Origin of the sequence: Desulfosarcina cetonica JCM 12296, assembly GCF_001311845.1 — a bacterium.
Lineage (GTDB): Bacteria > Desulfobacterota > Desulfobacteria > Desulfobacterales > Desulfosarcinaceae > Desulfosarcina > Desulfosarcina cetonica.
Genome location: NZ_BBCC01000072.1, coordinates 1 through 14,391, shown reverse-complemented (window position 1 = coordinate 14,391; position 14,391 = coordinate 1). Strand labels below are relative to the sequence as shown.

Sequence of the window (14,391 nt, the reverse complement as noted above, 5' to 3'; positions counted from 1 at the left end):
TGACGATGGCCGGCTTCCACGGCCCGTTGAATCTCTTCCTCAAGAACGCGGGAGGCCAAGCGCGCGCCATCCCGCATTCCCGCTATATGTAAAGGCTGTTGATTTTCCGTCATCACGTCTTCTCCGGTCGAAGCAAAGCCAAAAGGGGAGTTTAGCCTTTTAGGCCGAAGACTGAAGGAGTGCTTTCCCTCAGCCTAAGTACCTTCAGCCTATCTACCTATTATTAAATCACATATTTTATCTGAAGCCGCTGGGCGGCCTGGTAGTCGCTGATGCCCAGGGCGTCGGACATACCGATGGGCAGCGATGTGGAGCGGCCCAGGGGGGCAACAATCTTTTTCAGCTCCATGTCGAACGCCAGAAAGACATCCACCACCCGCTCGGCGACCTTTTCGACATCCAGGCGCCGGTAGAGTCGCGGATCCTGGGAAGTGATGCCCCGGGGACAGCGGCCGATGTTGCAGATGTTGCAACGGTCGTGCTCCGATCCCAGGCAGCCGGCGGCCGCCTGCATGATATACTTGCCGGTCTGCACCCCACTGGCCCCCAGCATGATCAGCGCCGCGGCGTTGGCCGCCAGATTGCCGCTCTTGCCCACGCCACCACCGGCGAACAGCGGGATCTCATTTTGCATCCCCACCTTCACCAGGTTCAGGTAGCCGTCACGGATGTTGGTGGCGATGGGGTGCCCCATGTGATCCATGGAGACATTGTAGGCCGCACCGGTACCGCCATCCTCGCCGTCAATGGCCAATCCGGCGGCATAGGGATTACGGGTGAGGTTGTTGAGCACCGCCATGGCCGTGGATGTCGCCGAAATTTTCGGATACACCGGCACGCGGAATCCCCAGGCCATGTACATGGACTGGATCATCTTGGCCACCGATTCCTCGATGGAGTACTGGGTCTGGTGGGTCGGCGGGCTGGGCAGGCTCACGCCCGGGGGAACGCCGCGGATGGCGGCGATGAGCTGGTTGACCTTGTGCCACATGAGCAGGCCGCCGTCACCGGGCTTGGCGCCCTGGCCGTATTTGATCTCGATGGCGCAGGGATCCTCGACCATTTCGGGAATGGCGTGAATGATTTCGTCCCAGCCGAAGTAGCCGCTGGCGATCTGCAAAATCACGTACTTGAGAAAAGGACTTCTCAAAAGGCGCGGGGGGCAACCGCCCTCACCGGTGCTCATGCGCACGGGCATGCCCAACTCTTCATTGAGATAGGCCACCCCCATTTGCAACCCTTCCCACATGTTGGGGGAGAGGGCGCCAAAGCTCATGCCGCCGATGATCAGGGGGTAGATCTCCCGCACCGGCGGGATCCATCCGTTTTCATTCAGAAACTTCAGATTTTCTTCCGGTGGCAGAATCCGGCCCAAAAGGTACGCAGCTCGAATTCGTGACGGCCGGCGTCCAGGGCCGGGTCGGTGAGCATGGAAATGCGGATGAACTTGATCTGGTCCAGGATCCCCCCCGAAACATTGCGTCGGCCGCCACGGCTGCGGGGTTGTCCGCCGCGGTTGATGTGAAACCGCAGCTTGTCGGCCTCGTCCGAACGCACCGGGATGATGGCGTCGTTGGGGCAGACCAGGTTGCAGGTGGCACACCCCACACAGGCGTATGCCGGATCGGTTTTCTGGCGGATGCCGTGGTAGACATCGAAGCTGCTGGACGGGTTGCCCTGGGGTTCCAGGGAAACCTTGATGCGCCTTTTACGGAAAACACCCAGTTCGATGGCGTTGACCGGGCACACCGCCGTGCAGCGACCGCACAGGGTGCATTTATCTTTCTGCCAGAGAATCTGCCAGGGCAGGTCCTTGACGCTTAGTGTAGAAGGGGTAATGGCTGCATTTGGTTGCATACGGAAACCTCCTGGCGATCGGGTCCGACAATGACCGTGTCCAGATGCATGGGTTGAAAGTCTTTGCTCTTGTCGCGATCCGGCACCGCAAAATCCAAGCCGCAGATTTCAGAGGAAAAGGCGTACCGGCCGGGGCGGCCACCGACCACACCGGGACGGAGCTTCTTGCGATCCTGGACCATGAACAGGCTTTGATCCGGCAGGCAGCCGATCACGCAGTTGGGCCCGTCGATGATCAATCGGCGGCAGGAATGCTTGAGGTTCTTGAGCAGCTCCGCGTTGGGGTGGGCCGCGATATCGACGTCCTGCAAGGGGGTAATGATGTGCTTGTAGGCGGACGCATCCAGCCCCAGGCGCGTACGCGTATAATGCAGGATATGGGTGAAGACCTCCGAATCGCTCTGATAACCGGAATACCCGGGAAAATTGCGGGAGAGCAAAAATTCCCGAATGGGGGTGAACGCCGTGCACTCGCCATTGGTCATGGAAGCGTATCCCTGGATGAAAAACGGATGACAGGCGTACAGGTTGATGGCGTAATTGGTGTTCTGCCGCCCCTGGGCCATGATCACGCGGGCGTGCAGTTCCTTGCGATCCAGTTTCAGGTAGCGGCCCACCTTCAGGGGGTCGCCGATCTCCTTGAGCATGATCACATCGGGCCAGAAGGAGAAGACGATCATGTCCCCCTTCTCCTCCCCCATGGCCCGCAACTGCAGACGGATTTTCAAAAGCTCGCTTTGCAGGGCTTCCTGGGAGTAACCATCCCAATCCTCCGGATACTCATAGGCCCGAATCAGGTAAATGTCCCGCTTGGGAACACCGGGAGGAGGCGTCTTGGGGACCTTGATGCTCATCTTGTATTTGGTCATGAACCCGATTTCCATCATGAAGTCATCCAGCCGCCGCAATCCCGCTTCACTGAAAATACCCGACAGGATGGGCGCGTCCTTCATCTCTTCGAAAGGACCTGCCAGGTCCCGCAAAAACAAACCGACACCGGATCCATCGTGACCCTCCCGCATGACATCCATGGCTTCAAGGGCGATCATGGGGGAGACGGGGGTCTCACTGGTCATGGCAAACAGTCGGCACATGGTTCACACACTCCTTTGGCTGCCGATGGTAAAAAAGGCCGGCATTGACATATCAATGCCGGACCTTGACGATACAAGCGCGTTTTCATCCGAGATTCGAGAAAAGCAAATTGTATACCAGCATTGTGGATTTGCTGCAATCCAATTATTTGGCGGACAACTCGGTCTCGGGACCTGATTCTATAGAACCAATCATTACATTATTGCAAGTTTTTTTTCGATTCAATTACATTATTGTACTATTGACCCAAAACACCTTCGGGTTTCCGCTAACTCATCGAAAAAATACTGATCTTGGCAAATCCGACATGATCTGGTAGGTTTGGCCAACCACGCGCACCCCCTTTTCACCGGCCACCCGCAGGATCAAACTGCAGCGCCGGCGATTCAAACGCAAGGATTATTGTCCGATCATGACTGACCGCCTTTCCCAGCAGCTGGAAGAACGACGCAATCAGCGTCGGATCACGTTTTGTTCGGCCGTCGCGGATGCCGGGCTGGCCTTTTCAACCGACAGCCATGCGGCCCGGGCCCTTGTCGAGGCCTTTGGTTTCAGCGAATTCGTCGCCAACAACTGCATCCGCCATCCGCAGATGGCCGTCGAGCTGATGGACAGCGCCGATCTTTTGCGTCCCTATGAGACGGACCAGATGGCGCGCCACCTGGCGTCACGGCTCCAAGCCATGGCCCCGGCCACGCCGGAAGAAACGGCCGAGCAGCGGTTGGTACCGTTGAAGACGGCCCTGCGGCACTTCCGCCGTCGCGAAATGGTCCGCATTGCCATACGCGATCTGGCCGGGCTCAGCCGCCTGGATGAAACCATGGCCGATCTGTCCGCCCTGGCCCAAACGGCCATCGACGGTGCCCTGACGATTCTGTATGACCGCCTGTGCCAAACGGTCGGCACCCCCGGGGACAATTCCGGCAATCCCCAACGGCTGGTGGTCCTGGGCATGGGCAAACTGGGGGCCGGTGAACTGAATTTCAGCTCGGATGTGGACCTGATCTTCGCCTTCCCATGCGCCGGCGAGACCCGCGGTAGACCGCGGGCCCTGTCCAACGAGGCATTTTTCACCCGCCTCTGCCGGCTTTTGATCCAAGCCATCGGCGACAGCACGGCGGAGGGCTTCGTCTTCCGGGTCGATGCACGCCTGCGGCCTTTTGGTGACAGCGGCCCCCTGGTGATGACCTTCGATCACATGGAAGACTACTACCAGTCCCAGGGACGTGAATGGGAACGGTATGCCCTGATCAAGGCCAAGGTCGTCGCCGGCGACGCCGCCGCCGGTAAGGAGCTCCTGGATCGCCTGCGGCCTTTCGTTTTCCGTCGCTATCTCGATTTCGGGGTCTTTGAATCCCTGCGCGAAATGAAACAGAAAATTAGCGCCGAAGTCCGCCGCAAGCGACTGGATGACAATATCAAGCTGGGCAGCGGCGGCATCCGCGAAATCGAGTTTTTCGGTCAGATGTTCCAGTTGATCCGTGGCGGCGTATTGCCCGCCCTGCAGCAACCGGCCATCCAGACCGTGTTGACGGTGCTCGCCAGCGAAGGGTACGTACCACCGGCGGTCAGCCGGGAGCTGATCGAGGCCTATCGTTTCCTGCGCAACAGCGAACATCGCCTTCAGGAAGCCTGTGACCAACAAACCCACGCGTTGCCCACCGATCCCCTGGCTCGCCTCGAACTGGCCCGGGCCATGGGATTTTTCACCTGGGATGCCTATCTCACCGTTCTCAATCGCCATCGCAACCAGGTCGCCACCCATTTTGCGGGTCTTTTGGCGGTCGAGGCGGCGTCTTCCACCGACCCCGGTTCGGCCGTCGTTGCCAGACTGGCCGATGCCTGGACCGCATCGCTGACCACGGCCGAACGCTGCCAACTCTTGGAGAAGGCCGGATTCACGGAAAGCGCCACCGCCGCCCATCTCTTGGAAAGCTTCATGGCCGAACCCGGCACCCGGGCCATGAGCGGTGCCGGCAAGCGGCGCCTGGACCGTCTGATCCCGCGGGTCCTGGAGGCGGCCGTCAAATGCGATGAACCGGAAACGGTGCTCCAACGCGTACTTCAGCTGCTCAAACAGATCCAGCAGCGCATCAGCTATCTCTCCCTTTTGATCGAGTATCCGACCGCCCTGACGCATCTGATCCGCCTGGTGGGCGCCAGCCCCTGGATCGCCGCCTTTCTCAGCCGCCATCCGGTTTTGTTGGACGAATTGCTCGATCCGCGCACCCTCTATACACCGCCCGACGCTGCTGCCCTGAAGACCAGCTTGGCGCACCAGTTGGCCAGTGTACCCGACGGCGATCCCGAATACCAGATGGAAGCGTTGCGCATCTTTCGCCAAATCAATACCCTGCGGGTCGCTGCCTCGGACATCACCAGCGTCCTGCCCCTGATGAAGGTCAGCGACCATCTGACCTGGATTGCCGAAACCGTTCTCGAAGCCGTGGTCGATATCTGTTGGGCCCACCTGGTCGCCAGGCACGGCCGCCCCACCTGTACGTTGAACGGAAAGCCCTGTGACAAGGGATTCGCCGTTATCGGCTACGGTAAACTGGGCGGGCTCGAGTTGGGCTATGCCTCGGACCTCGACCTCGTCTTTCTGCACGCCGCCGACAGCGGCGAAACCGTCGGTGGTCGGCAGCCCATCGACAACACGCATTTCTTTGCCCGCTTGGGTCAGCGCGTGGTACACATGCTGTCCGCCCACACCGCCGCCGGCACGCTTTACGAAACCGACATGCGTCTGCGCCCCAACGGTTCGTCCGGCATTCTGGTGAGCCATGTCGACGGGTACGACAGCTATCAGATGGAAAAAGCCTGGACCTGGGAACATCAGGCGCTGATCCGGGCCCGGCCCATTACCGGCGACGCCGCCCTGCTGAATGCCTTTTCGGCCATCCGCCGCCGGGTGCTGCGTCTTCCCCGGGATCCCGAGCGGTTGAAAACCGAGGTGCGTGACATGCGTGAACGCATGCGTGAAAATCGGTTGACGGTCAAACCGGGCCAGTTCGACATCAAGGAAGACACCGGTGCCCTGATTGATATTGAATTCATCGTTCAATACCTGGTGCTGCGGCATGCCGCCACCCATGCGGAACTGACCCGTTGGACCGACAATGTCCGTCTTTTGCAAACCTTGGCCGAAACCGGCATTGTCGATAACGTGAACGCCTATCGGCTTCGCCAGGCCTACCTGATCTACCGGGCGGCGATGCACCGGCGAAACCTCCGTGAAGGCGCCACCCAGGTGGATGCCCGGCGGTTTCAGCACCTGCGCGCATTTGTCCAGCGCTTCTGGCAAAAAAACGTTGTCCGCGGTCTAAAACCTACGGGTGCATTGACAACAAGTCCATTAAAATTGCTTCAACTCCATCGACAACCGACCGATATTTAAAACGAAGTAGTTGCCCTCGCGTCTCTGAAACCGGCGTATCCGTCGCGGCCATTGAAGACTGAACCGCCAAAGGCCGACGCCTGGTCCGGCAACTGCCGCAAAACTGTCGTCCATGAGTCCTCATGGAAGGCCGGCCACTTCGATCGGGAACGCTATGGAAAAGGATTTACCGGCAGATCGTCAAACTCGGACGCTGAAACGGCTGTTCAGTCGTCAATGGAGCCGTACCGTCCTGCTCAGCCTGCTGGTCATTGCCATCCTCCCCGCCACCGTCATCGGGTTTATCACCTACCGGATGGCCGAAGGCCACCTCCGGCAAGAGATCCCCAATACCGTGCGCGCCATGGCCGAGTTGAAACAGCGCGAAATCCAGGCTTTCTTTGATGACCGCCGGACCGATACGGCCATGCTGGGACGCGAGCCCAGCACCATCGGCTTTTACGGTGCGCTTTGCCGACGGCTTGCCGGGACCGACGGGCCGATTACCGCTTTCGTCCACAGCATGCCCTGGAACATGGCCGTTGCGGCATACGGAACGCCGGTCTCCCTGCATGCCGACCTGCACGACTATGGCGATATTCTGTTGGTCGATCCGCGCGGCGATGTGATTTTTTCCACGGCCCAAGAAAGCGAGCTGGGCGCCAACCTTCTTTCCGCTGAGCTCGCCGAAACCCCGTTCGCCGCCGCCTTTCGCGAAACCCTGGCCTCCGGTCACACAATCATTTCCGGATTTACTCCCGATTCGGCCGATCGTCGTACCGAAACGGCGTTTGTCACCGCGCCCATCGGGGTGGATGCGGCATCCCCGTCAGGCGTTATCGCCTGCAAGATTTCCATTGCCGCCGTCGCGAGCCTGCTGCAGTGGAATTCGGAACCGACAAAAGGCCTGCGACTGCTCTTGGTGGACAACGACCGGCGGCTGCTGGTCGACAGCACGGCAGAACATCCCCTCTGGAAACACCCGCGTATCGACACGGCGATCATCCGCGCCTGGCGCGAAATGGATCCGGTGCGCAGCGCCAGGCTCCCCCTGCCGTCACCAATGGTCTACACGGATTCACGGGGGCGCGAGGTGACCGGGGTGTATGCCGATATTCGCCTGTCCGGTCATCCCCTGGCCCTGATTGTCGAGCTCGATCACGCAACGGCGTTGATTTGCATCCATCGCCTGCGAATCGTCATTTGGGGGGTGATGATTTTCGCCAGCCTGGCAGTGCTGCTGGCTGCCGTGATCGTGGAAGAAGAGTTCAGCGGACCGCTCAGGGATCTTTCCCAGCAGACCTTCCGGCTGACCCAAAGCGCGTCCCGGTTGCCCGCCTTGCCGGGCAGCGGCAATGTGATCAACCGCCTGGCAGCCACTTTCGCCGAGGTTCTCGACCATCTGGAACGTCTCCAACGGGAAAACGCCTTGCAGCTTCGGCGCATGGCGGATCAGGCCGGATTACACCGCCTTCTCGGCGGGGAGTTCGATCTGGACATGTTGTACAGTCGGGCGCTCGACCACCTGGCCGGTGTCCTGACCCTTCACCGGGCAGTGATTTACGTAAACGAAAAAAACGGCAGTCTGACCTGCACCTGCCGGTTTCCCAAGGGCGGTGACATCGAACCCGAAGAGCGCATCTACCCCGGCGAGGCCGGGTCGGTCAAACGGCACTGGAAAGAAATATCCATACCTTCCGCACGGACGCCCCGCACCAACCGGCGATTCCGGTGGCCGCCACCGGTCAGGCCAACTTGATCACGGTTCCGATCCTGCTGCGCGAAAACCTCATCGGTGTGTTGGAGCTTGAAAAACACACCGTTTTCACCCCGGCTGACCTTCAGTTTGTCAAGGGCGCGGCGGAAATGATCGCCGTGGCGTTGCATGCGGCATCGATTCGCGCCCAGGAGGAACGCCTGCTCAAGGACAACCGCCAACAGGCCAAAGCCCTGAAAATCCGGGAAGCGGCCCTGGAGGCCAGCCGCCGCGAGTTGATGGCCCAGAACCAAGCCCTGCAGGCATCCGAGCACAAACTCCACCTCAAACAATTGGAACTGGAAGCCGCCAACGCCCAAATGCTCAAAAACACCACGGCGCTCGAAGCCCACATGGCCGTTCTGGAGGAACAGAAACAGGAGATGCAACGGCAAAACACCGCATTGGAGCACGCGCATGCGGAACTGGCGGAGAAAGCCCGCCAGCTTGAACGATCCAGTCAATACAAAACCGAATTCATGGCCAACATGTCCCATGAATTGCGCACGCCCCTGAACAGCATCCTGTTGCTCAGCCGCCTGCTCGTGGAAGATAAGGATGACACCCTGACCGATCGGCAGGTGGCGTTTGCCCGGACCATTCACTCGGCCGGCGGCGATCTGATCAACCTGATCAACGAAATTCTGGATCTTGCCACGGTGGAGTCGGGGAAGGTGAAAATCGACATCCAATCCGTGGCACTGCGCTCCGTTGCCGATGCCATGCAGGCCAGCTTCGCGCCCCTGGCGGAACAAAACGGCATTGCCTTTTCCATCTACCTGGAACCGGATCTGCCCGAATATGTGACCACCGACGGCAAACGGCTCAAGCAGATCGTCAAGAATTTCCTCTCCAATGCGTTCAAATTTACAAAAAAGGGAAACATCGACCTGAAATTCGCCTTGGGCCAGCCCCCGGCTGAGATCAGCGCCCCGGACGGGCCCGATAGCCCATGCCTGGCCATCACGGTGGCGGACACGGGCATCGGCATTCCAGCGGACAAGCAGGAGCTCATCTTCGAGGCGTTTCAACAGGTGGACGGCTCCATCGGACGAACGTATGGCGGGACGGGGTTGGGCCTTTCCATTTCACGGCTGCTGGCCGGCCTGATCGGAGGAACGATCACCCTGGAAAGCCGGGAAGAAGAAGGCAGCTGCTTCACCCTCCATCTGCCGCTCGCACCGTCCACCACATTGGAACATACATCCGTAAAACCACCAGCCATCGTTGCCCCCATATCGCCGCAGGGGCGCCCTCCCGTGGTAAAAGCCGGCGTTCAGACGGCCGCAACCACCCCGTCGCCCGATTTCGATCCGTCCGCGGTTGAAACAACGCACATATTGATCATCGCGAGCGAAGCCGAGGCCACCACGGCGCTTCAGGCGCATGCCCGGCGCAACGGGTTCATCCCCCTGATGGCCGACCGTTTCGCCACCGGTCTTCATTTGGCCGACCATTATCTGCCGAAAGCCATTTTCATCGATCCGGCCCTGCCAGGCGGTTACGGCGCGCCGATGATTCAACGCATCAAGGCCTTTCCCGGAATCCGGCACATCCCGGTTTTCGCGCTGATGCCCGAGGAAAGCGATCCGGCATCGGTGCCCCAAGGCGCGGCCGGCCGCATCCCCATGCCCATCGCAGATGATGCCATTGCGGCCGCGTTGGCCAAATCCGCGCAATGGGCCAATGATCCGACCCGAACCGTTCTGGTGCTGGATCCACGCAACCGTGTTGGCCCCCGTATCATCGATGCGGCCGGCATTTCGACCACGCGGTTCATTTCGACGACCAGCGTGGCTGAAGCGGTTGCCGCGCTGGACCGTGATCCGATCGACCTGCTGATACTTGACCCGAAGATCGATGAAGGGGAGCGGCGGTCCCTCTTCGAGGTCCTGCGGCGCCATCCGCCACTGCCGATCTTCTTCTATTTCGGCCGGCCGGCAGAAAGGCGCCTGAAGGAAGCCGTCGATTCCGATGCCCGGGGTTTCGACACGACCTGGATCGATGGCGACGATGCGCTCCTACCGGCTCTGGTGGCCTATCTTCACCTTCCCCTCGAGGCACTGGACGAATCGCAACAGGCGCGCCTCACAGCCCAGGACAACGACCGCTTTCAGCTGCGGGGGCACAGGATCCTTCTGGCCGATGACGACATGCGAACCGTATTTGCCATTTCCAGCATCCTGGAGGACAAGGGCGTGACCGTCCTCACCGGTAAAAATGGAAAGGAAAGTCTTGACAAACTTGACCGTTCCCCGGAAATTGATCTTATTATCACGGATGTCATGATGGCCGATGGCGATGGCTATCAGGCCATTCGTCGGATTCGCGGTCGGGCACGCTACCAAAACGTTCCCATCATTGCCTTGACCGCCAAGGCCATGCCGGGAGACCGGGCCAGATGCATCGAAGCAGGCGCCGATGACTATCTGGCCAAGCCGGTGAATCTGGATATTCTCACCTCCATGCTGAAAGTCTGGCTCAATCCTCAACGGGTAGGCCCAAAGGCTAATAACACCGCCCATGGATGAAAAAATCAAAATTCTGGTGGTTGATGACAGGCCCGAGAACCTTTTGGCCATTAAAGCGGTGCTCGAACGTCCCGAGCTGACCATCCTGACCGCCGCATCCGGTAACGAGGCCCTGGGCCTGGTTCTGGAACATACCTTCGCGTTGATTCTTCTGGATGTTCAGATGCCCGGCATGGATGGTTTCGAGGTGGCGGCGCTCTTGCGCGGCAACGAAAAGACCCGCCATATTCCCATTATTTTCGTCACGGCGATCAACAAGGAAGAGCCCCACATCTTCGCCGGCTATGAGAAAGGCGCCGTCGACTATCTTTTCAAGCCACTGGATCCCTTGATTCTGCGGAGCAAGGTCAAGGTGTTCGTCGAATTATTCGAACAACGCAACAAGCTGCAGACCAGCAACGCCCAACTCCGTCTCGCCGTAGCCAAACTGGAAACCGTCAACCAACAAATCCGCGATCAGCAGAAAATGGTGGTCGAAGAGGAACGCCTGAAGGTGCTGCTGCAAATGGCCGGCGCCACCGCCCATGAACTCAACCAACCGCTGATGATCCTGATGGGAAATATCCAGTTGCTTGAGATGGATGGCAACATTCCCGACGCACTGAACGAACGGATCAAAAAATCAGCGCCGCCGCCACCCGCATCGCCGACACGGTGAAAAAAATCCAAACCATCAGGCACGATCAACCCAAAACCTATGCCGGGGGGAAGACGATCCTCAATCTGGATCAGAAGGTCTCGATCCTCTGCCTCGAAAACGACGATGGGGACTTCGTCAAACTGGAACAAATCCTGGACGGTCACAACCAAATCCGCCTGACCCGCGTGACGTCCATCCAGACGGCACTTGAACAGCTGGCCCAAGGCACTTTCGATCTTGCCTTCAGTGAATATCGGGTCATGGATGGCACGGGCCTGGCTCTGCTGGAGGCCATCAACCGCGAGGGAATCGAGACCCCGGTGGTGATCATCACCAGCCAAGGAGACGAAGTCATCGCCTCTCGCCTGATTCAGATCGGCGCCTACGACTATCTGCCCAAATCGAAGTTGAACGGCAAGGCCCTTCTGCGCATCATTTCCAATGCCCTGGAAAAAGCCGGCCTGAAGCGGGAGATGCGCATCGCTCAAGAGAAGCTGGCCGAAATGTCCGTTCGCGACGAACTGACCGGCATGTTCAACCGGCGCTATTTCCAGGAAGCCCTCGATCGCGAGGTCTTCGGCGCCCAGCGCTACGGTCACGGCCTGGCCATGTGCATGTTCGACCTGGACCATTTCAAGCGCGTCAACGACACCCACGGCCACCTCTGCGGCGATCGGATCCTTCAGGAGTTCAGCCACCTGTTGGAAGCCAGTATCCGCAAATATGACGTGGCCTGCCGTTACGGCGGTGAGGAGTTCGCCGTCATTCTTCCCGACACGTCACTGGAAAAGGCCGTCAGCCTGTGTGAACGGTTCCGCGAACGGGTGATGCAGCACATCTTCACCTATGAAAAGCATTCCATTCATATCACCACCAGCGTGGGCGTCACGGCGATGTCCCCCGATATGACGGAGGTCACCAACAAGCAGCTCGTTGAACGGGCGGACAAGGCCCTGTACCAGGCCAAGGACAGCGGCCGAAACAAGGTTGTGGCGAAATAGATAGAGGCTGTAGGCCTATAGGCTGAAGGAAAGAACGCCAAGTCCCCCGCTGGGGAGAAACCCGGCGTTCTGGTTTTAGATAGGTTGTCAAATCAGGTTCCGGTCAACCGCGCTTCCTGGTCGAGTAGGGCCTGAATGGTGGTCTGATCATAAACGGCGTCCATGGCCTGCTGGGCCCGATCCCACAGCGCCATGAAAACACACCCGCCCAGAAATGGGCAATTGCCTTTGGAGGCGCAGGCCATGCAGGCATCGGCATTGTCTTCCTGGTCCAGCAACCGGAAAATATCGCCCACGCGAATCTGGTCCGGCGGCTGCAGGAGCGTGTAGCCGCCGAAAAAACCGCGCTTGGATTCCACCAGCCCCGCCCGTTTCAACTGTCCCATGATCACCTCCAGAAAACGCAGCGGAATCGACTGCGCTTCTGCGATGGACGCGGTTTTGACCGGTTCCTCACCCTGCTGTTTGGCCAGTTCGAAAATCGCACGCAAAGCATACTGTTTTTTCTGGGTTACCAACATGATTGATCGGGTTCCTTGTTCCGCCTGATCGATAAATGGGGTGTCCTGGTCGGCCGGCGGATCGACTGCGCGGGTGCCCGTGCCATATCCGTGCAAGGGTCGTTATCCGAAGGCGGAAAACGCCGGTTACCGTCCAGAACCTTACATTTGCAGCCGCTTTTTTCCGATGTTCGGCGCAACATATCCATTTTTATCGCAAATGGCAATGTTTTCCGCCCCCCTCACCGGTGCGTCGCGCGGCATTTGATTTCAAATCAAAATCCAGCCCTAATACCGTTTCGACGGATTCGTAAGAAGCCCGAGATCAAGGCTTGCGAATCCTTAGGGAATGAGGCGTACTTTTGCGTACGCCGCAGTGACGAAGGATACGCGTAACGCCGATATCGGGCTTCTTACGAATCCGTCAGAGGCTGTTTTCTCTTCTCACCCGAAAATCTGCGTCGGCGGCGTCTCGTTCAAGGTGGCCACCCGTCCGCGGATCATGGCTTCGAGCTTTTCCAGAGGCATGCCGGAAACGATCGCCGCCTCGGGGCACTCACGCAAGCAGTTGAAACAGCCGATGCAGGAGGGTCCGAAGACCGGCGTGGGATCCAAGCTGACGGCACCCACCGGGCAGACCGGCACACAGGCCCCGCAAGCGGTGCACTTGTCCGCGTCAACGGATTTGGGAATGTTCGTCCAGGCTGGTCGATCATCTTCTTTGCCTCGGCGCTGACCGCCTCGCTGGTAGTCCAGGACCGCCAAATCCAGGGCCTTGCCGTCGGCCATGCGCGCGATCACATCGCCCACCAAGCCGCGCACCATGGCGTCGTCCGCGGCATCCGGATGCCCCTTGCCCACCGGATCATCGCTGTACCACATCAATGAATGCAGCCCCAGCACCTTGGCCGCGCCGACAATGGGATAGGCCTTGTCCGAAAAGGCGTGTCCCATCTGCCACAAGGCGACACCGCTGCTGGCGGCGCCCCAGGTGATGAAGGGCACGGCCCGGCAGCCTTTGGTGGCCTGCAGGCTGTTGATAAAATCCATCACCGGCGGCACGGCCAGATTGCGGTAGACCGGCGACCCCACGAACAGGCAATCCGCCTCCCCGGCCGCGGCAAGTTGCTTCACCAGCGGTGCCGGATCCTGGCCGGCACCCAGGTCAAATTCGGTTACCGCCACGGACCGGGACGCAAGTTCGTCGACGATCACCCGGGCCACATGGCCGGTGGATCCGGCCGGCGAGCAATAAACCACATAGGCGTTTTTCATTTTTCGATGACTCCTTCTTTTGATTCAATTCACTTTAATTCGATCGGCTGAAGATGCATGGCCTTTTCCGGGCAGATCTCCTGGCAGCAAAAGCAGGTCACGCAGCGGCCATGTCCGCCTCGGGCAGGTCGTCGACCATGGCAAGCGCATCGGCCGGGCACTGGTCGATGCAGGTGCCACAGGCCGTGCACCCGTCCGGATCGGGGGTCGGCACCAGGTGGCTCTTGGTTTCCACCAAGGCCTGGATCGCCGGGTTGTCGTGGCTGGCCTCGCCGCCCAGGGGCGGCAGTTTGAAGTTTTCCAGGCGTGTCAGATGGCCGTCAATGCGGATGTCGTCCAGGTTGTAGCTGCCCAAATTTG

At 59.5% G+C, this 14,391-nt stretch carries 11 protein-coding genes; 5 read left to right on the top strand and 6 right to left on the bottom strand.

Annotated elements, in window-relative coordinates:
* Nucleotides 1-223: 223 nt before the first annotated feature.
* The 3 genes from JCM12296_RS16795 to JCM12296_RS16790 are packed head-to-tail and all read right to left on the bottom strand — an operon-like array spanning nucleotide 224 to nucleotide 2,951.
* Complete coding sequence (locus tag JCM12296_RS16795) at nucleotides 224-1,309, bottom strand: glutamate synthase-related protein (protein ID WP_281492037.1); 1,086 nt, start codon at nucleotides 1,307-1,309, stop codon at nucleotides 224-226.
* A 32-nt stretch (nucleotides 1,310-1,341) separates the two neighbouring features.
* On the bottom strand, nucleotides 1,342-1,857 hold the full coding sequence (locus tag JCM12296_RS47615) for a 4Fe-4S binding protein (protein WP_281492036.1): 516 nt from the start codon (nucleotides 1,855-1,857) through the stop codon (nucleotides 1,342-1,344).
* The gene (locus JCM12296_RS16790; RefSeq protein ID WP_054695499.1) at nucleotides 1,821-2,951 is read right to left on the bottom strand and encodes a class II glutamine amidotransferase domain-containing protein; all 1,131 of its coding nucleotides are present in this window, start codon (nucleotides 2,949-2,951) and stop codon (nucleotides 1,821-1,823) included. The genes JCM12296_RS47615 and JCM12296_RS16790 overlap by 37 nt, the downstream gene beginning before the upstream one ends.
* Nucleotides 2,952-3,364: 413 nt before the next feature.
* On the opposite strand from JCM12296_RS16790, the gene glnE reads away from it, so the two are divergent.
* The 5 genes from glnE (at nucleotide 3,365) to JCM12296_RS16760 (ending at nucleotide 12,256) form a co-directional block, all read left to right on the top strand.
* Entirely contained in the window at nucleotides 3,365-6,349 is a 2,985-nt protein-coding gene (gene glnE, locus JCM12296_RS16780; RefSeq protein ID WP_054695494.1) for a bifunctional [glutamate--ammonia ligase]-adenylyl-L-tyrosine phosphorylase/[glutamate--ammonia-ligase] adenylyltransferase, read from the top strand.
* A gap of 154 nt (nucleotides 6,350-6,503) precedes the next feature.
* Nucleotides 6,504-8,087, top strand: a complete 1,584-nt coding sequence (locus JCM12296_RS16775; RefSeq protein ID WP_054695491.1) for a cache domain-containing protein — start codon at nucleotides 6,504-6,506, stop codon at nucleotides 8,085-8,087.
* Nucleotides 8,003-10,615, top strand: coding sequence for a response regulator (locus tag JCM12296_RS16770; protein WP_306304061.1), 2,613 nt, complete (start codon nucleotides 8,003-8,005; stop codon nucleotides 10,613-10,615). Before JCM12296_RS16775 ends, JCM12296_RS16770 begins: the two co-directional genes overlap by 85 nt.
* The gene (locus JCM12296_RS16765) at nucleotides 10,608-11,273 is read left to right on the top strand and encodes a response regulator (RefSeq protein WP_054695484.1); all 666 of its coding nucleotides are present in this window, start codon (nucleotides 10,608-10,610) and stop codon (nucleotides 11,271-11,273) included. Before JCM12296_RS16770 ends, JCM12296_RS16765 begins: the two co-directional genes overlap by 8 nt.
* Nucleotides 11,270-12,256 (top strand): GGDEF domain-containing protein, encoded by a 987-nt coding sequence (locus JCM12296_RS16760; RefSeq protein WP_054695481.1) that lies wholly within the window; start codon nucleotides 11,270-11,272, stop codon nucleotides 12,254-12,256. The genes JCM12296_RS16765 and JCM12296_RS16760 overlap by 4 nt, the downstream gene beginning before the upstream one ends.
* Before the next feature lie 92 nt (nucleotides 12,257-12,348).
* Here the strand turns inward: JCM12296_RS16760 and JCM12296_RS16755 are convergent, their stop codons facing one another.
* The 3 genes from JCM12296_RS16755 to JCM12296_RS16745 all read right to left on the bottom strand — a co-directional run.
* Entirely contained in the window at nucleotides 12,349-12,873 is a 525-nt protein-coding gene (locus JCM12296_RS16755) for an RrF2 family transcriptional regulator (RefSeq protein WP_054695478.1), read from the bottom strand.
* A 327-nt stretch (nucleotides 12,874-13,200) separates the two neighbouring features.
* Nucleotides 13,201-14,031, bottom strand: a complete 831-nt coding sequence (locus JCM12296_RS16750; protein ID WP_054695475.1) for a 4Fe-4S binding protein — start codon at nucleotides 14,029-14,031, stop codon at nucleotides 13,201-13,203.
* Between the two features lie 97 nt (nucleotides 14,032-14,128).
* Nucleotides 14,129-14,391, bottom strand: a 263-nt coding sequence (locus tag JCM12296_RS16745; RefSeq protein ID WP_172683938.1) for a 4Fe-4S binding protein, incomplete at its 5' end; no start/stop codon positions are given.

Coding starts and splice junctions, on each gene's coding strand:
- JCM12296_RS47615 (WP_281492036.1), bottom strand. CDS start 1,857: ATGCAACCAAATGCAGCCATTACCCCTTCTACACTAAGCGTCAAGGAC.
- JCM12296_RS16790 (WP_054695499.1), bottom strand. CDS start 2,951: ATGTGCCGACTGTTTGCCATGACCAGTGAGACCCCCGTCTCCCCCATG.
- glnE (WP_054695494.1), top strand. CDS start 3,365: ATGACTGACCGCCTTTCCCAGCAGCTGGAAGAACGACGCAATCAGCGT.
- JCM12296_RS16775 (WP_054695491.1), top strand. CDS start 6,504: ATGGAAAAGGATTTACCGGCAGATCGTCAAACTCGGACGCTGAAACGG.
- JCM12296_RS16765 (WP_054695484.1), top strand. CDS start 10,608: ATGGATGAAAAAATCAAAATTCTGGTGGTTGATGACAGGCCCGAGAAC.
- JCM12296_RS16750 (WP_054695475.1), bottom strand. CDS start 14,031: ATGAAAAACGCCTATGTGGTTTATTGCTCGCCGGCCGGATCCACCGGC.